We start from the raw sequence: 18,804 nt of genomic DNA on the forward strand, positions 1-18,804 counted from the left end.
AAGGCCGCGCCGGCCCGGACGGCCCTGAAGACGGGCCCGTGCCGGCTCGGGACGGCGCGGTCCACGACCACGACCCGGTGCGCAACGGCGACTCCCCGCCTGCCCCCGGTCCGCCGAAGCCGCCCCCCGCGACGCCCGGCGCCCAGGCGCCACCGCTCGGCAGCGGCGGCGTCGCGGACGCGGGCACGGCGGGGCCGGCGGGCCCGGCGACCGGCAGCCGCTGGACCATCGCCGGAGCCGCCGGGGACGCCGGGGCGCTCGGCGGGGTGAGTCGTACCAACGGCACGCTGGGAACACGGCCGCCGGAGGAGGCAGCGGGCGCGGACGCAGGACGCCCCCCGCGACCGGCGGGGACGGTGGGGACGGCGGCAGGCGCCGACGCGTCGTCGGAGAACGCCGGTCGCACGGCCGCCTCGACCGGGCCGGGGCCGGGGGCGAGGGCAGGGCCCGCGACAACAGGGCCGGCGGACACCGAGCGCTGCACGCTCGCAGCGCGCCCGACACGAGAGGCGCCCACGGCCGCCGGGCCGGCATCGGCCACGACGACCGGGGGTGCTGGACGCTCCCCGCGCCGCACCCGCCCGGCGGGAACCACGACAGGCACCACAGCACCTCGCGGCTCCGCCGACCGGACACCCGGCTCGACGGGCCTCGGGCCGCCGGAGACCGACCGCTGCACCGCCGGACCACGGCCGCCACGCTCCACAGCCGGCGGCGGCACGGGAGTCTCCCCGCGTCGCGCCCGCCCGGCCGGGGCGGTGTCCGGCGCTACGGGCTGCCCGTCCGACGCCTCCGGGCGAGGTCCCCCGACGGTCGTCGAACGCTGCACACCGGCCCGCCCCGCAGGAGGACCGCCGTGCTCCGACCGGCGCGTATCCGCCTCCATCGGGCCGGTACCGGGGCCGACGGCCACCGGACCGGTGCCATCAGTCGCCGGACCCCGCACACCCGCACGCCCCGAGGAGGCCCCACCGCGCTCCGACGGCCGCGGCCCCCGCGCCGCCGAGCCTGCCGACGCCGATGAACGCGCATCCGCCTTCACCGGGCCGCCGCCGCCGGCCGCCGAACGCTGCACGCTCGGACGCCTCACGGCAGCAGAACGCCCTACCGCGCCCGAGCCGGCAGGGTCGGCGGAGCCGCCGGACGCCGGTCCCCGCGCACCCGCACGCGCCACCACACCACCCCGCGCCGCCGGGCCGGTGCCTTCCGGGTCCGCCGGGGACGCCGGTGCCGCTGGGGACGCCGGGCGCGCAGCGTCGGGTCGGCTCGCCTGTGCCCGTCGGGGCAGGCGCAGGACGGCGGCGGCCCGGTGCCGCCAGCTCGCGGGTGCCACCGGTTCCGGGGCCTGCGGCACTTGGGTGCGCGCGGGCGGCTCCGGTGGCCAGGCGGCCCTGACGACGGGTGGGGCGGGCGTCGGCGCCGGCGCTCGGCCGGACACCGGTGCGGGCGCCGTCGCCGGTGCGGCGAGTGTGGACGCCATGCGGCGCTCGCCGAGCAGGCCCAGCGTGCGGTGGCCCGGGCCAGCCACCGGACGTGCGGCGGTGCCGCCGATCGGCGAGCGGGCCACGACCAGCGGGCCGGGCTCGCCCGGCGAAGCGATGGGCCGCACGTCCCGGGCGCCATCGGTACCCCCCGTACCACCGGTACCACCGCTGCGCCGGGCCCGGCGGCCCGCGTCCTGCGGTGCCGTCCCGGGGGGCGACTGCGGCCCGACGGCGGGGCCGGGCTCGGTGGAGCCGCCCTGCCCGCTCGTGTCAGCGCTTCGCGCGCCGGGCGCAGCCGCACGCTGGACTGCCGTGGCGCCCGGCTCGGCGGGGGCCGTGCCCGTGGCGCGAGGAGCGCTTTCCGGGCTCGGGGCCGCCGCGCTTCGGCCGGTCGGCTGTGGTCGTGCGGAAGTGACGGGGGTGGCGGGAGTCCGTGGGGTGTCGGGAGTCGCGGGGGCTCCGTGGCCCGGGGCCGTGGTCCGCCGGACGGGGCCGCGCCGGCCGTCGGCCGTACCGGCGGCCCGTGCTCCGGGTGCCGCGCCCGCCGTCGGCGGCAGCGCGGTCAGCGGCGCACCCAGGCCGCCGTGCGTGCGGGCGTTGGACGATTCGGGGCGCGCCTGCTCGGTGCGCGGCTGTGTGGCACGCCGCACGGCGGTCGGACCGCCGCCGGTCTGGACGGCGCGCTGCACAGGGGCGTCCCCGCGCCGTCCGGGCTCGGGACGGGCAGGGCGAGCCGAGCGCGCCGGGCTGCCCGGTGCCGACGGCTCCACACCGTCCGGCCCGCTCCCCGCCGGAGCTTCCTGCTGCGCGGGCGGGGAGACGATCGGCATCGGTCCGTGCCCGGCCTCGGGGCCTTGACCAGGGACGATGCCTGACGCGCCGTCGGCGTTGAGCCGTGGCGAGGCGCTGGCGGGCAGCGAGGTCAGCGGGGCACCGAGCACGGGTCGGCCCGGTGCGGCGCCTCCCCTCGCGCTGCCTCCCCTCGCGGCGCGCTGCACGGCGTTGCCGGTGCGCGGGGTCGGGGCATCGGTCGGCCGCACCGGAGCCGGCTCGGAGGTCTCGGACGGCCGCGCAGTGGCACCCGGCTCCACGACGGGCGGAGCGACGGCGGCGGAATGCTCCACCGTCGGCGCGCTCGCGGGCCGTTCCACCGGGGCCGCGCCCTCGGACCGCTCCACCGGCTTCACACCGTCGGACCGCTCCACCGACGCGACGGCAGCGGCACGCTCCACCGTCGTCGCGCTCGCGGCACGTTGCACCGGCCGGGGCGGGATCACGGCCACCGCGCGCGTCGGCAGCGACCGGGGGCGGGGTGCGGTGGTCAGCGGCTTCCCGACGCGACGCGACGGGACCGGCCTGGCAGTCCTGGCCTGCCCGGCAGACGGCACCTCGGAACCGTGAGCGGGCGCGGGGGCAGCGGGCGCGGAGGCAGCCTGCGCGTCGCCGCCCTCGGCAGCCACCGCCCGTACGGGCAGCCGTCGCACCACGGCGCCGGACCTCTGCACCTGCCGCACCTGACCGAGCCCGCCCGTCGCGCCCGGCCCGCGCCCCACCGAATCCAAAGCCGAATCCGAAGCCGAGGCCGGTACCGGATCCGCAGCCTCCGACGGCGCCACCGCCGGTGCGGCGTACGGCAGCACGGGCCCGTCCGCCCCGGCGGAGACCGCCGGGCCGAGGGGCCGTGCCACCGCCCGCAGGATGCCCGCCGGGGCGGACGGCAGGACCGCGTGCCCGAGTGCGCCGGTCAGCGAGGGGTTCTGCCAGGAGGCGAGCCGGGACCGGAACCGCAGGCCGTCGCTGACCCCGCCCGCCGCCCCCGCGAGGGTCGGGGTCAGAGGCGCGACCGCGCGCCAACCACCGTCCGGGGCGGGCGCGTCGGCCCGGGGCGCGGGAGCCGCGTCACCCGTGCCGCCGGCAGCACCCGAGGTGCCCGGGGCACCCGAAGCGCCCGCCTCGCCCGGACCGCCGGCCTTCCGGCGCCCGAGCCGGTCCCGAATCCCCATCCCGCGCTCACCCGCCTTCGTTGACGCGGGTGTTGATCCGCGCGATCTCCCGCACCCACGCGCGGCGTTCCTGGTGGGACAGGTCGAGGATGTCCTCCCGCTGCCAGTGGAAGTGGTAGGCGATGTACGCGACCTCCTCGTACAGCCGGGTGGTCGCGTACGTCACCATTCCCCCAGGCGCCCACCAGCGAGGTCGACTTCGAAGGAGCCGTCGCAGTGCGGGCAGGTCACCGCGGCGCGGGTGTGGCCCTCGCTGTTGATCCGCTGGTAGAAGTCCTGGAGGAACGCGACGTCGGTGGCGTACATCTGCTCGACGACGCCGGCGTGCACGTCGGTGACGGTGCCGAGCCGGGTGATCACGTGGCTGAGCAGCACCACGCTCAGGTACGCCGGGTTCTCCTTGACCCGCAGGTCGATCTGGGGCATGAGTTCGTCCCGCGCGGTGGCCAGGCGCATGGCGCCGTGCCGGTGCAGGACGCCCTCGTCGTCCAGGTACCCGCGCGGGAGCTCGAACTCGAACTCCGTGTGCAGTCCGTGCCCCTGGGGGCCCCGCCCCCGCTGCGGCGCGGCGGCCTGCGGGGCCGCGGCGGGAGCGGGGGCGGCTGCCGGAGCCTGCTCCAGGAGTTCGTCGAGGCTGATCCGTCGTCTCATTCGACGGTGATCTCCTCGAACACGATGGTCACCGTCTCGGTCGCGGCGCTGGACTCACCGGCGGTGAGGGTGGGGCCCTCCCACCGGCTGGCCCAGGCGTTCATCAGCTGGATCCGCCGGAGGGTGGCACCGGTGGTGTCCTTGACCTCGATGGTGAGGTTCTGCCGCGCGGTGTTGATCGCGCCGTTGTTGAGGGTCTCGTTGATCCACTTGGTGAACGCCCCGCTCTTGTCGAGCCCGCGGGTGATCGTCACCTCGCCCGGCAGCCGCGCGCCGGGCTGTTTGCGGACGATCAGCTTGCCCTGCTGGGTCACCTGCTTGTACTCGACGACGTCCTGGTCGACGGTCAGGTTGCTGATCTCCTTGACGGACTCGACGTTGTAGCCGCCGAGTTGGACGCCGAATATGTGTGTGGAGAGCGGATCGCCTTCAGCCATGACTTCCTGTCACCTTCCGGTCTGTGCTGGCCTGCTGGTCACTCGTTGACGAGGCTCGTGCTGTCGGAGAACTGGGACAGCCGGAACACCACGAACTCGGCGGGCTTCACCGGAGCGACCCCGATCTCGCACACCACCTGCCCGAGGTCGATGGACTCCTGCGGGTTGTTCTCACGGTCGCACTTGACGTAGAAGGCCTCTGCGGCGGTGGCGCCGAACAGCGCTCCGCGCCGCCACTCCTCGGTCAGGAACGCCGTGATGTTGCGGCGGATGCTGGACCACAGCCGGTCGTCGTTGGGCTCGAACACCACCCACTGGGTCCCCAGGAGGATGGACTCCTCCAGGTAGTTGAAGAGCCGCCGCACGTTGAGGTAGCGCCACGCCGGGTCCGAGGAGAGGGTCCGGGCGCCCCAGATCCGGATGCCGCGCCCGGGGAAGGCCCGCACGCAGTTGACGCCGATCGGGTTCAGCAGGTCCTGCTCGCCCTTGCTGAGGCGGATCTCCAGGTCCACCGCGCCGCGGATGACCTCGTTGGCCGGCGCCTTGTGCACGCCGCGCTCGGCGTCGCTGCGCGCCCACACCCCGGCGGCGTGCCCGCTCGGCGGGACCATCGTGTTGCGGCCGGTCGCCGGGTCGAACACCTTGATCCACGGGTAGTACAGGGCCGCGTAGCGGGAGTCGAAGCCCGCCTCGTTGTTGCGCCAGTTGCGCACCTGCTGGGCGCTCAGCCCGGGCGGGGCGTCCAGGACGGCGATCCGGTCGCCCATCTGCTCGCAGTGCGACATCACCGCGAGCTGGACGGTCCGCACGCCCTCGGCGTCGATGTCCCCGCGCTGGTAGGCGCTCATCAGGTCGGGCACCGCGACCATGGTGATCTCGTCGATCGCCTCCAGGCCGGAGAACCCGGTGCGGGCCGAGGCGTCGCCGACGTACTCGGCGGGGCTGAGCCGGGTCGTGGCGGCGGGGGCGACCGGCCCGGGCGCGGGGGCTGCGGCGAGGGCGAGCGTCTGGCGCTCCGGGCGGCTCGGCGCGGTGCCCGGCTGCTCGCTGACCGCGACGAGCTTGGACTCGCGCAGCTGGGTGACGACGTAGCCCTTGGTGTTCTTGCGGGTCGAGACGTCGTACGTCTCGGCGACCTCGGCGCCCTTGCGGAGCACCAGCCGGAACCGGTCGTCGGGGACGTTGTCGCCCTCGACGTCGGCGATCTCGACGGTCAGGTCGGCGCCCCCAGCGGGCAGGGCCGTGAACAGGAAGCCGGCGTGGGCGGTGGGCGCGGGCGCCGATCGGGCGACCGGCGGCCAGCCGCCGGCCGTCTCGCCGGCGGGCTCGCCGATCCGCACGACGTAGACGGCGCCGCCGCCGTTGGCGAAGAAGCCGTAGACGGCGTGGGGCAGGTAGGTGCCTTCGGAGAAGCCGCCGAACTGCTGGACGTACTGGTCCCAGTTGGTCACCAGGGTGGGCTCGTGGAAGGGGCCGGTCTGGGCGAAGCCGACGAGGGCGGCGACGGCCGTGCCGACACCCTCGATCGGCCGGGCACCGGACTGGACCTCCTCCACGTACACGCCCGGGGTGAGGTACGACGGCATGCTCGCTCCTTCGGGGTGGCCGATCATTCGCCACCGAGTCTGCTGCCGGGCCGCCACCCGCGACATGTCCGCAGGTCCCGGACCAGGGGCAGAGCCGCTGCCCCGGCGGGCACCCCGGCAGGGCCTCACCGGTCGTCAGCCGGTTGTCAGTCGGTCACCGGCCGACCGTCGGCCGGTGGTCGCCCGGCCGCGCGCTCAGGCCCGCCCGGTGCCCCCGGAGGCACGCGACCACGGCCCGAACTCGCTCTCCAGGACGAGCCGGCCGAGCTTGCGGTACTCCCGCTCGACCGCGAACACCAGCTCCGCCATGCCCAGCGGGCGGCCCGTCTCGGCGGCCAGGTAGGCCGCGGTCACCGCGCAGGCCCGGATGGAGCCGCCGGCGAGTTCGAAGTGCCGTGCGCAGAACGCCAGGTCGAGGTCGTCGCCGCGGGGGATCCGCGGGCCCAGGCAGCGCTCCCACAGGGCGTGCCGCTGTTCCTCGTCCGGCACCGGGAACTCCGCGATGACGTCCAGCCGCCGGGTGAACGCCTCGTCGAGGTTGGCGCGCAGGTTGGTCGTCAGCACGGCGATCCCGTCGAAGGACTCCATCCGCTGCAACAGGTACGCCGACTCCACGTTGGCGTGGCGGTCGTGGGCGTCCTTGACCTGCGACCGCTTGCCGAAGATCGCGTCGGCCTCGTCGAACAGCAGGACGGCGTTCACGTGCGAGGCCTCGGTGAAGATCCGCTCCAGGTTCTTCTCCGTCTCGCCGATGTACTTGTCCACGACGGTGGACAGGTCCACGACGTACAGCTCCATGCCGAGTTCGGCGGCGACCACCTCGGCCGACATGGTCTTCCCGGTGCCGGACTCCCCCGCGAACAGCGCGATCACCCCGCGCCCGCGCCCTCCGCCCGGCCGCATCCGCCACTGGCCGAGCACCTGGTCGCGGTGCCTGGCACGCAGCGCGAGCTCGTGCAGTTGGCGCGCGGTGGGCTCGGGCAGCACCAGGTCGTCCCACCCGACGGCGGGCTCGATCCGGCGGGCGAGGCGGGCGAGCCCCGCCCCGTTCTGCGCCCGTACGGCGGCCCGCAGGTCGTCGGCGGTCACCGGGCGGTGTTCGGCGGCGGCCGTCCTGGTCGCGACCCCGGCGGCCCTGGCCACCTGGTCCTCGTCCAGCTGGTACGGGGCGACGGCCTCGGCCAACTCGGGTCTCAGCACGCCCTCGTACGGCCCTTCCGCAGGGCCTTCCCCGGGTTCACCCGAAGGCTCGTGCGAAGCCCCGCCCAGCGCGTGCGCCCAGCGTTCTGCACGCTGCGCCGGGTCCAGCGGAGGGGCCACGAGCACCACCGGGCTCTCCTGCGCCCACGTCGGATCCCACGGGCGCGACCCGTGTACGAGCAGCGGCACCTCGGCGAGTTCCGCGCACAGCTCGCGCAACAGCCCGGCCCGCTCGGGGCGTTCGGGTTCGATCCGCTCCAGCGGGCCCAGCACCACACCGCTGCCACTCAGCCGCGCCTCCCGGGCGAGCGCCCGGACCACGGCCTCCGGGGGGCGGGCGGCGAGCGCGGTGACGTCGACGACCAGGGCCCGGCGGCCGAGGCCCGCGAGGGCGTCGACCGCGAGCCGCCCGGCGTTGCCGCCCCGGTCCAGCAGGTGCACCAGTCCGCCTCCGTTGGCCACGGTGGCGCGCAGTCGGCGCGCGGCCTGCGGCGGGGTGCCGACGCCGGACCGGCCGACGCGGACCAGCCCGCGCAGCGCGCCGTCGGGTTCGTCCGAGCCGAGCAGATGGGCCGTCACCCGGTCGGGCAGGCGCAGGCCCCGGGAGAGCAGCGGGCGTTCCGGTTCGGTGATCTCCAGCAGGCCGCCGGCGACCAGCGGGGCCTGGGCGGAGAAGCGGAACCGGCCGGCGCCCGCCCCGGACAGCCCGCACAGTTCGAGCGCGAGCCCGATGGTCGGCCGGCGCAGGGTCAGGTCGTCGTTGAGGTACCCGTAGAGCCGTTCGAAGCGGGTGTCGAGGTCGGGGGCGAGTGCCACCAGCAGGAGTTCGAGGTCCAGCGGGAGCAGTCCGAAGCCGTCGACGAGCCGTTCGGTCCTCGATCCGGGCGGTGGCGGCGGCGGTTCCCCAAGGTCGGCGCCGGCCCGGCCCGTCGCGGCGGGCGCCGCGAGGATCCGTTCCGCCGCCTCCGGGGTGAGGTACTGGCCCCGGTACGGGTCGTCCGGGTCCGGGTCGTCGGCCCTGCGCTCGCGGACGGCGGCCCGGATCCGCTGTTCGAGGCGGCTCAGCCGCACCCACAGGTCGTCCAGGTCGGCGGCGGGCCCGCTGGTGGCCGCCGCTTCCAGGTCGAGGGTCATCGCGGCGCACCGCCGCGCCGTCTGCGGCCCGGCGGCAGCTGGCGTTCCCGGGGCGCGGCGAAGCCGTCCGCGCCGGGGTCCGTGCCGCCCTCGTAACGCAGCCGGCGGCCCGGGTCACCCGTGGCCTCCGGGGCGTCGGCGTCGCTCTCGTGGCTCTCGCCGCTCTCGCCGCCCTTGTCGACGGCGCGCAGCACGAGCCCGTCGGTGACCGGGGGCCCCGCCTGGGCCCGCCGGCCGGACAGCGGGGCGAGCACCCTGAGGTCGATCGAGGGTTTCAGCTCGCCGCCGAGGGCCGACCACACGTCGGACACCGACGGCATGCCCTCGCCGCGCCCGGCGGTCTCCAGCCCGACGGTGAGCCCGAGTTCGGCGAGCGTGCCGGTGAGCAGCCGGGCGGGCAGCGCGTCGGCGGCCGTCAGGCAGCGGAGCACCTCCGACAGCAGCCGGTGCTCGTCCTGGGCCCGGTTGGTCCACGCCGTCACCAGGTAGGCCAGTTCGAACCAGCGGGGCGCGCTGCGCCAGGCCACGACCACGCCGTCGGCGTCGTGCTGCTCGGCGGCGCCGGCCTGGCGGCGGGACACGTCCTCGCGGATGCCGTAGAGGAAGACGCTGACGGTGGGGGCGTTGCGCCGGGCGGCCCAGTCCCGGGTCGGCGATTCGAAGACCAGCTCGATCCCGCGTTCCTGGAGGCCGCTCTCGACGAGCAGGAGCCGCAGCGCCTCGTCGACTTCGTGGATCACCGCCGCTGCACCTCCCCCGGCGGGCCGACGCTGCCGGCCACCACGAGGAAGGGGGTGGTCACCGGGGAGAAGCCGGGGCCGCTCGCGGTGATGGTCCGGGGGCCGGTCTCGTCCTTGGCGAGGATGAGCAGCTGGCCCGCGAAGGTGCCGTCGGTCTTGGGGACGGTGGGCGCCGCGGCGGCGGTGATGCCGGGCGTCCAGGTGAGGGTCACCGGTGTGCCGGGCGGGAAGTCCACGCCGCGGACGGAGGTCACGAAGCCGGGCTTGCCGATCGGCGGCACCGCGACGATGCGGGGCTGCAGGATGCGCAGCGGAGTCCGCGCGACGTGGTCGCCCGGGTCGGCGTCCGTGCCGGTGGTGGTCAGGACGGAGGTGATGGTGGTGTCCAGGGTCGCCTCGGGGGCGAGCACCACCTGCACGACGGCGCTGCCGCCCGGGGGCAGGTCGGCCACGTCGCAGACGCCGCCGGTGCAGCCGGGTGGCATCGGCCCGGTGGGGACGCCGGCGGGCAGGCCGAGCGAGACGCGCAGTCCGGTGGCGAGGGCCTGGCCGTCGTTGCGCACGGTGTAGGTGACGGTGACCCGGCCGCCGACGTATCCGGGGTTCGGCTGGGCGCCGACCGTCACGGCCGGTCCGGCCTTCGGCGCGGGCGGCGCCGGCTGCGGTGCGGGGGCCGGGGCGGGCGGCGGTGGCGGCGGGGCCGGGGGTGAGGAGACGGGCGGTGTCGGGGTCGGGGTCTGGGTCGGGATCGGCGAGGCAGTCGGGGTCTGGGTCGGGATCGGCGAGGCAGTCGGGGTCGGAGACGGGCTCGGGGACGGCGACGCGGCCTGGACGGGTACGACCGTCTGCGCGATGTTGTCCTCGGGCTTCGGGTCGACCACCGCCCCGGTCACCCACCAGCCGAACCGCTGGTCGCCGGCCACGGTCCCGACGACGGTGGCGGTCACCTGGACGACCGCGCCCGGGGCCAGGGTGCCGAGTTCGCACCGGAGGGCGTCGGCGGCGCAGGTGCCGGCCGTGGCCTTGAGCCCGGTGAGCCGGGCGCCCGTCGGCACCGACGCGGTGAACGCGGTGCCGGGTGAGGGCGCCGGGCCGTGGTTGGTGACGGTGATGGCCACGGTGGTGGAGCCCCCGATCTGCATCGGGATGGTGGCGGCCGGCGCGCTCAGCGACAGGTCGACGGACTGCTGGACGCTCGGTTCCTTCTGCCGCCCCGGCAGCCTGGAGTTGATGGAGGTGAGCCGGCCGGTCGCGAAGTCGTAGCTCTGCAGCGCCTCCGGCGAGTTCGCCGGCAGGGCCCGGCGGGAGGTCAGCACCAGCTGCCCGCCGTCCGCCGTCCAGGCGACGTCGCGGGGCTGGAACGGGCCGGTGGCGGAGGTGTCCGGCAGCGGGCGGCGGCAGGCGTTCCGGTCCTGGCTCAGTCCGGCGGGCAGGACCACCGTGCAGCCGTCGCCGGTGGCCGAGCTGACGAGGACTCCGTTCTGCTGGTTGAGCCCGCCGTCGCCGGTCTTGCGGTTGAAGGCGACGCGCCGGCCGTCGGGCGAGAACGCGGGGCTGTCGTCGATGACGTCGCAGGCGCCCGGGCAGGCCCTGCGGCTGAGGTCGGTCGGCCGGTCGAGGGCGTTGGCGGGCACGGTCCACACGTGCTTGTTGCCGCCGTTGCCGTTGACGACCTCGGTCCTGGTGTAGGCGATCAGCTTGCCGTCCGGGGACCACGAGGGCTGGGCCATGGACGCGGCCGGCTGGCCGTTGGTCGGTTCGACGGTGCCGACGATCGCGCCGGTCGACACGTCCGCGATCAGCACCCGCCCGGGGCCGGAGGCCGCCCCGACGCCGCCGGGCGAGGTCCTGGTGAAGGCCATCAGGCGGCCGTCGGGCGAGAGCTCCGGGTCGGTGTCCCAGTCCTTCGGTCCGCGCCCGGCGAGGTTCATCGGCTTCGGGTCGGAGCCGTCGGCGCCGGTCTGCCAGATCCGTTCGATCCGGCCGGCGGGCGAGTCCTCGAAGCGGGTCAGCACGATCCGCCGGCCGTCCGGCGTGTAGGTCTGCCGTTCGAACCACGGGTCGTAGCCGGGGCGGGGGTTGAACAGGGGGTCGGCCGCGGGGTCGGTGTCGGTGTCGGCGGCCGAGTCCTCCCGGAGCACGCTGACGCCCAGGTCGCGCGGGTCCGCTCCGTCGGGGCGGATGTCCGACAGGTCGGCCACGTTGGGGGTGTCGGCGCTGTTGCGGTCCACGACGGGCCCGCCGCCCTTCTGGGGGCCGAGCCAGACCGGTGTGCGGACGGCACGGTCCTCGCTCGCCACCAGTTCGGCCCCGCCGCAGAAGCAGGTCAGGGCGCGGTACACGTTCTCGTACGGCGTCGGGTCGGCGTTCTGCCGGTTGGGGCTGAGGAAGAGCACGCCGCTGCCGTCGGGCAGCCAACCGGCGGACCTGGTCCGCCAGTCGCCGCCGACGCCGGGGAAGAACGCCCGGTCGTTGGTGCCCTCGGGCGAGATCACCCGCAGCTGCGGCCCGGTCTGGCCGGCCTGGTCCCAGGTGTAGACGATCTGGTCGCGCAGGTCGGGCGCGTCCACCGGGTTCCACGCCGGTTCGACGGCGTTGCCGGCGGTCACCGCGGTGATCCGTCGCGCCGCGCCGCCGGCCAGCGGCATGACGTAGACCTGGGTGTGCGCCGGGTCCACGTCGCAGGTGTACGCGACCCACTTGCCGTCGGGCGAGACCGTCGGGTGCGCCTCGGAGTCCGCGGTGTCGGTCAGCCTGCGCAGGCCGGTGCCGTCGGTGTTGACCACCCAGAGGTCCCGCTGGGTCTGCCCGTTGCGCCCGCCGGGCTCCACCGCGTCGAACACGACGGTCCTGCCGTCCGGGGCGAGCGTCGGCTCCGCGGTGTCCATGCCGGTGGTGAGCCTGCGCACCGCGCCCGACGCCTCGCGCAGGTAGACCTGGGGCAGCGGGCCGTCCCGCAGGCTGGTGAACACCAACTGGTCGCCGCGCGCGGAGGGTTCGGTGTCGAAGTGGACGGGGCCGGGCCCGAACAGCGACGCGCTCGACGTCGGCCCGGTCAGCCGCGCCAGGCTGCGGTGGCCGGTGCCGGCGTAGACGATCCGTCCGCTCTCCGCCGTGGCCCCGGCGGCCACCGGGGCGGCGCCTCGTCCGTCGCCGTCGGAGTTCGCGGTGCCCAGCGTCACCACGGCCACGGCCAGGGACAGCAACGTCGCGACGGCGGCTCGCGCCGAGCGCCGCAGGGGGCGGGGAGTGCCGGTGGCGCCGATCACGCTCAACCTCACAGACCGAGAAGGGTACGTCCGGCAGTCTCCCCGGCCCGGGCGCCGGGGCGACAGGCCCCGGGCACCCGAGCCGGGGGTAGCGACCGGTGCCCCTGAGGGCAATCCGGCGCCGACGCTCCGGCGGCGTCCTCAGATGAGGCCGTGGCGCATCGCGTACCCGACGGCGTGGGCGCGGTTGCGCAGTCCCAGCCGGGTGGTGATCTCGTGCAGCACGTTCTTGACCGTGCGTTCGGAGTACGAGGTCTCGGCCGCTATCTCACTGGTGTCGAGGCCGTCGGCGACCAGCCGGAGCATCTCCGCCTCGCGCGCGGTCAGGGTCGACAGGGTCAGCCCGCGCGGGTCGAGCATGGTGCGCTGGAGGCTGCCGACCCGGTCGAGCAGCTTGCCGAGGAGGTCCCCCGGCATGACGCCCTCGCCGTTGGCCAGGGCGGTGATCAGGTGGACGAGCCGGTCCTGGTCGGCGTCCGAGCGGCGCAGCACGGCGCCGACGCCGCACTCGATGATGGTCTGCAGGCCGCCGGCCTCGAAGTGGCCCACGACCAGCCCGGTCCGGCTCTGCGTGTTGAGGCGGAGCCGGCGCAGCCGGTCGGTCACGGCGTCGTTCAGCCCGTCGACCACCATCAGGGAGACCTGTGCGCGCGCGACGTCGCCCTCGGCGAGCAGTTCCACCTCCGGCCGGTGCCTCAGCTGCTGGACGACGCCCGTGTGCAGGATGATGTCCTCCGCGTACACCGCCACCTGGACCCGGCCCGGCTTCACGTTCACGCGCACCGTGGCGGGCTCGGCCGATCCACGCGGTCGGGCCTGCACGGACCTGGTCGCCCCGACGGCCTCATGGGTGGTGGTTTCGATCATCGTCATCCAACTGTTCCGTTCTGCTTCGTCTGCGTCACCGGACGCATGGTGAGGACGGCCGGGCGCCATGTCATGGAGCCGGCCGCGGGTGTTGCCGGGGGGACGGGGTGGGGAGCGTTGGCTGGGGGCGGGGCATCGGCCCCGGGCAGGGCCCGGTTGTTCCCGCGGGCAAGGGGTGTGCCCGCGGCTTGCCCGCGGGGCTCTCTCCTGGGGGTGTCCTCCGGTCCTACCGTCACGGCATGACCGCATCCGCCGAACTCGGCCTTCCCGCGCTGACGGTGTCGCCCGGAGACGTGGCCACGACGACCCTGACGGTACGCAACGACACCGATATCGTTGAGGCGTACTCGCTGGAGGTGGTCGGGGCCTGCGCTCCGTGGACGACGGTCGAGCCGGCCCGTCTCTCGCTCTTCCCGGGGACGTCCGAGACGGTGACGATACGGCTCGCCCCGGCCCGCTCGCACGAGGTGCGGGCGGGTGAGTTCCCGCTCGGCATCCGGGTGTTGCCCGCCGAGCGCCCCGAACTGGTGACCGTGCCGGAGACGACCGTCACCGTGACGCCGTTCCGGGAGCTGCGCGCCGCGCTCGCTCCCCGGCGCCGCCGGGGCTGGCTCCGCGCCCGCTACCGGACGTCGGTGCGCAACCTCGGGAACACCGCGGCCGTCGTGACGTTCGCCCCGGCGCAGCCCGGCGAGGAGCTGCGCTTCGGGTTCGCCCCGGAGCGGCTGCGACTCGCACCGGGCGAGTCCGCCGAGACCCGGCTTCGGGTGCGCGCGCGCAAGTTGATCTGGTTCGGCAAGCCGGCCACCTGGCCCTTCGAGGTCACCGTCGGCCAGGAGGGCGAGGCCGCCAAGACGGACGGCCCGCAGCCGGCCGAGCGGCCGCACGTCCTGGAGGGCGAGTTCGTCCAGCACGCGCTGCTGCCCAAGTGGCTGCTCGCGCTCATCGCGGCGCTGATCGCGCTGCTGCTGGCCTGGCTCACGCTGGTCCGGCCGGCGGTGCGCAGTTCCGCGAAGCAGGCCGCCGACAAGGCCGTCGAGCAGAAGGTCGCCTCGTTCACCCCGGCCCCCGTCGCGGCTCCGCCGGCCCCGGCCCCCGGAGCGACTCCGAGCGGTCAGGGGCAGCAGGGCGGCGCTGCGGGCGGCGGCTCCGGCGGTGGTTCGGGCGGGGGCTCCGGCCGCTCGGTCCCGGGGACGGAGCAGCAGTTCTCCACGACGGTAGACGTGACCACCAACACCGGCGGCTCCGCGGTGGGCGCCTACCGGGTGGACCACGGCAAGGTCTTCCGCATCACCGACATCGTCGCCGCCAACTTCCAGGGCGACCAAGGGCTGTTGACCATCAAGTTCGGCGAGCAGACGATCACGACCATCGCCTTGGAGACCTTCCGTAACCAGGACTATCACTGGGTGACTCCCATCGAGGTCCCCGAGGACCAGACGGTGACGGCGAGCGTTGTCTGCCAGCAGCCGGGTACGCCCGCCTCGGGGAAGCAGGCCACCCAGTGCCACGAACTGCTGAACGTCAGTGGGCAGTTGAGCGATATCAAGCGCTGAAACCGCACCTCTCCCTCACTTCTCGTTCACACCATGCACCTGTCAATGGAGTGCGACATTACTGGCGGGTTCAGTAGTCGTTTCTAACACCAACCCGGCCTTGATGGGACAGAGAGTGACGTGAGTGACACCCGCCCGGAAGCCCGGCGGACGCCATAGGGCCCGCCAGGACCGGTCATCCGCCCGAACGGGCAAGCGGAGCGGCCCGTTCGTACAGTGGATCCTGCCCTTTCGCCCATGCCTGACACCTCGTCAACCACCGCGCCCGGAAACAGGATCGCCGACCGGTCGGTCGGTCGGAAACGGGCGAACGGCCCGTCCGGGTGCCGGTCGAGGGCCGTCGATTACCCTGGAGGCGGTCGGAGCAGCCGGACCGAGGAGAGACCCGTGCCGGAGCTCGACCTGCCCACCCACCCGACCGTGCGCACCGCCGAGGGCCTGCTGCGCGGCCGCCTCCTCGGCCGGCACGCCGTCTTCCGGGGCGTCCCGTACGCCCGGCCCCCGGTGGGAGCGCTGCGCTTCGCCGCCCCCGCCCCGGCCGAACCCTGGGACGGCGTCCGCGAGGCGGCACGGTTCGGCCCGACCCCGCCGCAGTCCGGGCCGACAGCCGCGAGCCCGGCCGGGGACACCGACTGGCTGACGCTCAACGTCCACACCCCCGACCCGGGCGCGGCCGGACTGCCCGTCCTGGTCTGGATCCCCGGCGGCGGCTACGTCGCGGCGGCCTCGGACGACCCCATGTACGACGCCGCGGCCCTGGCCGCCGCCGGACTCGTCGTGGTCAGCCTCAACTACCGGGTGGGCGTCGAGGGTTTCGGCCGGCTCGACGGCGCCCCGGCCAACCGCGGCCTGCTCGACCAGGCCGCCGCACTGCGGTGGGTCCGGCGCAACATCGCCGCGTTCGGCGGCGACCCCGACCAGGTCACCGTCGCCGGCCAGTCCGCCGGGGCCGGCTCGATCGCCGCACTGCTCACCATGAAGCCGGTGCGCGGCCTGTTCCGACGCGCCGTCACCCACTCGGTGCCGGGCAGCCACTGCACCCCCGCCCTGGCCGCCGACGTCACCGCCGCACTGGCCGGCCGGCTCGGCACCGCGCCCACCGCCGCCGCCCTGTCCGCGGTCGACCCCTGGCGCCTCGCCGGGGAGCTCACCGCCCTCAGCGCCGATCTGCCCGGACACGGCGAGCGCTGGGGGGCCTTCGCCCAGTCCGGCCTCGCGGTCTGCCCGGTCGTCGACGGCGACGTCCTGCCCGAAGCACCCTGGCCCGCCCTGGCCGCCGGCCGGGCCGCCGGGATCGACCTGCTCGTCGGCCACACCCGCGACGAGTTCCGGCTGTTCACCGTCATGGCCGGCCTCCTCGGCACCTTCACCGAACAGGACGCCCGCACCGCGCTCGACCTCTTCGCCCCGCAGCCGCACGGCCCCGACGCCTACCGCGCCGCGTACCCGCGGGCCACCCCGGACGAACTGCTGGAGTCCGTCCGCTCCGACGCCCTGTTCCGAATGCCCTCGCTCCAGCTCGCCGAGGCCAACACCGCCGCCGGCGGCACCTCCTACCTGTTCGAGCTGGCCCTGCCCGCGCTCGGCGGGGTCCTGGGCGCCTGCCACAGCCTCGACGTCCCCCTGGCCTTCGGAACGCTGGACAGCCCGATCGGGCGGCAGCTCCTCGGCGACACCCCCTCGCCGGAGGCCGTCGCGGTCTCCCACGAGCTCCACCGGGCCTGGGTCTCCTTCGCCACCACCGGCGATCCCGGCTGGCCCGCCTTCCACCCCGACGAACAGCTCACCCGCGTCCTGGACGCCCGCCCCCGCACCGTCCGCTACCCCGAGCAGACCGCCCGCCGGATCTGGACCGGACACCACCCCGCCGCCTTCGACCTGCGCTGACCGCCCGGGACGCCGCCGACCAGTGCGATCTCCACTTCGCTCACCCCGTTCCGTGCCCGTTCCGCGTTCCGTGCCCGGCCCGTCCCGCTCGGTGCCGCCCCCGGCCCGCTCAGACGTCCACCGTCACCCGGCAGGTCCAGCCGTCCGGGCCGGCGCGCAGGTCCAGGTCGTGCAGCGAGACCGCCTTCGGCACGGCGCCGACCAGGGCCGCGGTGGCGGCGTCCGCCATCCGGAAGCGGACCTCGACCGTCCGGGCGCCGTCCAGACCGCGGATCGGGCCGAGCGCCAGCCCGGCGGGGAGTTCGCCGTCGGCGTCCATCCGGTAGACGACCTCCTCCAGGACGCCCGCGAGCAGGTCCGCGTCGCTCGCCGCGAGGACGGTGCAGCCGCGCTCGCCGACGATCCGCGCGCCGGAGAGGTCCGCGAAGCCGCCCACGACGGCGTGCACCAGCTCGCCGATGCAGCCCTCGGCCGTCGGCGCCCAGGCCTCCACCCGCAGGTCCGCCGTGTGCGGCACGGTCCGGTGGCCGCTGCCGGCACGCCCCGCGGGTCCGCGACCGTCCACGAGTGACGCCTCCCGCCCCCGTTGACGTTCCCCCTCCAGCCTCGTCCCGTGGGGCACCCGGAGGCAACCGCGGAGGCTCCCGGGGCGGGTCGGACACGACCTAGTCGCGGACCGAGGCGAGGTAGGCGGCGGTCAGGTCGGGGGTGGCCAGCCAGGCGGCGTGGTCACTCGGCTCCGCGTAGGTGTTGGCGAGCCGGCGGGCGACCGGCTCGTGCTCGGCGGCGGCCGCGAACACACCCCGCACGTGGTCCGGCACGGTGAGCATCGCGGCGGTGAACTCGACCGCGTGCCGGGCGTGTTGCCGCCAGAAGCGCTCTGCGGTGCGGCACATCCAGTCCGCGGTGTAGGGGGCCTCGCCGTGCTCGACGATCGCCCGCAGGTACGCCTGCGCCGCCCGCGCGGCACTGTTGGCGCCCTGGCCGGCGATCGGGTCGTTCACCACCACCGCGTCGCCGAGGCCGAGCACGTGGACGGCGTCGACGCCGGTGCCCAGCTCCGCCACCGGCCGCCGCACCACCGGGGTGACGGCGCCGGACAGTCCGGCCCCGGCATCGGTCGGCTCGGCGTCCGCCCACAGCTCCGCCTCCCACGGCAGGTACTCGCGCAACAGGGCTCGGATCCGGGCGAGTTGGGCGTCGGGCGCCGGGGCGTCGCGGAACGCGTCCAGCGGCCCGCCGGGCAGCGCCTCCCACAACAGGATCGCGCACGGGCCGGAGAGGGTCAGGGCCGGTTGCAGGTACAGCTCGCCCAGGCCGGGCAGCGCGTGCATCCGCGCCCGCGGCTCGGTGGCCGGATCCGGCGAGCCCACCCCGTGGACGTACAGGCAGGACAGCGCCCGCTGCGGCCGGTCGAACGGCGAGCGGGCGGCGTCGCGTTCGAAGACCCCGGCCAGTTCGCCGCGCCCGGCCGCGACCACCGTCAGCTCGTGCCGGCGGGCGAGCTCGCACAGGCCGTCCCGGTCCAGCGAGCGGTACTCGACCCGGCCGCCGCGCTCTTCCAGCAGTTCCAGCCAGCGCGCCAGTTTCAGCCGCTGGTCCACCGACTGGGCGGGCTCGTCGAGCGTCATGGTGAACTCCAGCGCCCGCACCCCGGGCGGCACGGCGAGCACCGACCGGACGGCGCGGACCGCCGGCGCCTCCCCCGCCCACAGGTCGAGCCCGGCCGCCGCCTCGGTCCGCAGCGCCGGTCCGAACATCGCCTGGGTGGACAGCACCCGCCCGCCGCACACCTGCTCGGGGGTGCGCTCGGCGACCAGCGTCACCTGGTAGCCGGCCGCCACCAGCCCCAGCGCGAGTTGCAGGCCGGCCTGGCCCGCTCCGACGACGGCGATCCGGCGCATGGCGGCCTCCAGGGTGGGTGGTCTCGGCTGACGGCGCCGCCGGCGGCCCGGCTGACGGCCCGTCACGCAGGCACAGTAGCCGAGCC

Annotated in this window: 13 protein-coding genes; 3 read left to right on the forward strand and 10 right to left on the reverse strand. The window is 75.7% G+C overall.

The genetic code is table 11. The annotated features are described in order from the left end of the window. The first annotated feature begins 2,351 nt into the window (after window positions 1-2,351). Window positions 2,352-2,885 (forward strand): hypothetical protein, encoded by a 534-nt coding sequence (locus AC07AL_RS07045; RefSeq protein ID WP_400810209.1) that lies wholly within the window; start codon window positions 2,352-2,354, stop codon window positions 2,883-2,885. A 609-nt stretch (window positions 2,886-3,494) separates the two neighbouring features. Here the strand turns inward: AC07AL_RS07045 and AC07AL_RS07050 are convergent. The 8 genes from AC07AL_RS07050 to AC07AL_RS07085 form a co-directional block, all read right to left on the reverse strand. Beyond that, window positions 3,495-3,653 carry a DUF6760 family protein gene (locus AC07AL_RS07050; protein WP_347878560.1) on the reverse strand — a complete coding sequence of 53 codons (159 nt, stop codon included), beginning with the start codon at window positions 3,651-3,653 and terminating at the stop codon, window positions 3,495-3,497. Further along, a complete protein-coding gene (locus AC07AL_RS07055; RefSeq protein WP_363585558.1) occupies window positions 3,650-4,138 on the reverse strand; it encodes a hypothetical protein in 489 nt (162 codons plus the stop codon). Before AC07AL_RS07055 ends, AC07AL_RS07050 begins: the two co-directional genes overlap by 4 nt. Beyond that, entirely contained in the window at window positions 4,135-4,575 is a 441-nt protein-coding gene (locus AC07AL_RS07060) for a phage tail protein (protein WP_063346012.1), read from the reverse strand. The genes AC07AL_RS07055 and AC07AL_RS07060 overlap by 4 nt, the downstream gene beginning before the upstream one ends. Window positions 4,576-4,613: 38 nt before the next feature. After that, complete coding sequence (locus AC07AL_RS07065; RefSeq protein ID WP_478317122.1) at window positions 4,614-6,161, reverse strand: phage tail sheath family protein; 1,548 nt, start codon at window positions 6,159-6,161, stop codon at window positions 4,614-4,616. A gap of 195 nt (window positions 6,162-6,356) precedes the next feature. Beyond that, the gene (locus AC07AL_RS07070) at window positions 6,357-8,495 is read right to left on the reverse strand and encodes an AAA family ATPase (protein WP_478317123.1); all 2,139 of its coding nucleotides are present in this window, start codon (window positions 8,493-8,495) and stop codon (window positions 6,357-6,359) included. Continuing rightward, on the reverse strand, window positions 8,492-9,235 hold the full coding sequence (locus AC07AL_RS07075; protein WP_363585561.1) for a Pvc16 family protein: 744 nt from the start codon (window positions 9,233-9,235) through the stop codon (window positions 8,492-8,494). Before AC07AL_RS07075 ends, AC07AL_RS07070 begins: the two co-directional genes overlap by 4 nt. Continuing rightward, window positions 9,232-12,510 carry a hypothetical protein gene (locus AC07AL_RS07080; RefSeq protein WP_478317143.1) on the reverse strand — a complete coding sequence of 1,093 codons (3,279 nt, stop codon included), beginning with the start codon at window positions 12,508-12,510 and terminating at the stop codon, window positions 9,232-9,234. Before AC07AL_RS07080 ends, AC07AL_RS07075 begins: the two co-directional genes overlap by 4 nt. A 135-nt stretch (window positions 12,511-12,645) precedes the next feature. Next, on the reverse strand, window positions 12,646-13,371 hold the full coding sequence (locus AC07AL_RS07085; RefSeq protein WP_400329592.1) for a helix-turn-helix transcriptional regulator: 726 nt from the start codon (window positions 13,369-13,371) through the stop codon (window positions 12,646-12,648). A gap of 239 nt (window positions 13,372-13,610) precedes the next feature. Here AC07AL_RS07085 and AC07AL_RS07090 point away from each other — a divergent pair, with 239 nt between their 5' ends. Both AC07AL_RS07090 and AC07AL_RS07095 read left to right on the forward strand, forming a co-directional pair. Continuing rightward, window positions 13,611-14,927: a COG1470 family protein gene (locus AC07AL_RS07090; RefSeq protein ID WP_363585564.1), complete on the forward strand. Its 1,317-nt coding sequence runs from the start codon at window positions 13,611-13,613 to the stop codon at window positions 14,925-14,927. Window positions 14,928-15,314: 387 nt separating this feature from the next. After that, on the forward strand, window positions 15,315-16,814 hold the full coding sequence (locus AC07AL_RS07095; protein WP_478317124.1) for a carboxylesterase/lipase family protein: 1,500 nt from the start codon (window positions 15,315-15,317) through the stop codon (window positions 16,812-16,814). A 109-nt stretch (window positions 16,815-16,923) separates the two neighbouring features. Here the strand turns inward: AC07AL_RS07095 and AC07AL_RS07100 are convergent, their stop codons facing one another. Continuing rightward, the gene (locus AC07AL_RS07100) at window positions 16,924-17,379 is read right to left on the reverse strand and encodes an archease (protein ID WP_363621797.1); all 456 of its coding nucleotides are present in this window, start codon (window positions 17,377-17,379) and stop codon (window positions 16,924-16,926) included. 100 nt (window positions 17,380-17,479) lie between these two features. Continuing rightward, complete coding sequence (locus AC07AL_RS07105; RefSeq protein ID WP_363629705.1) at window positions 17,480-18,784, reverse strand: styrene monooxygenase/indole monooxygenase family protein; 1,305 nt, start codon at window positions 18,782-18,784, stop codon at window positions 17,480-17,482. Window positions 18,785-18,804: the final 20 nt, after the last annotated feature.

This window comes from Kitasatospora sp. NPDC043949 (assembly GCF_056435365.1).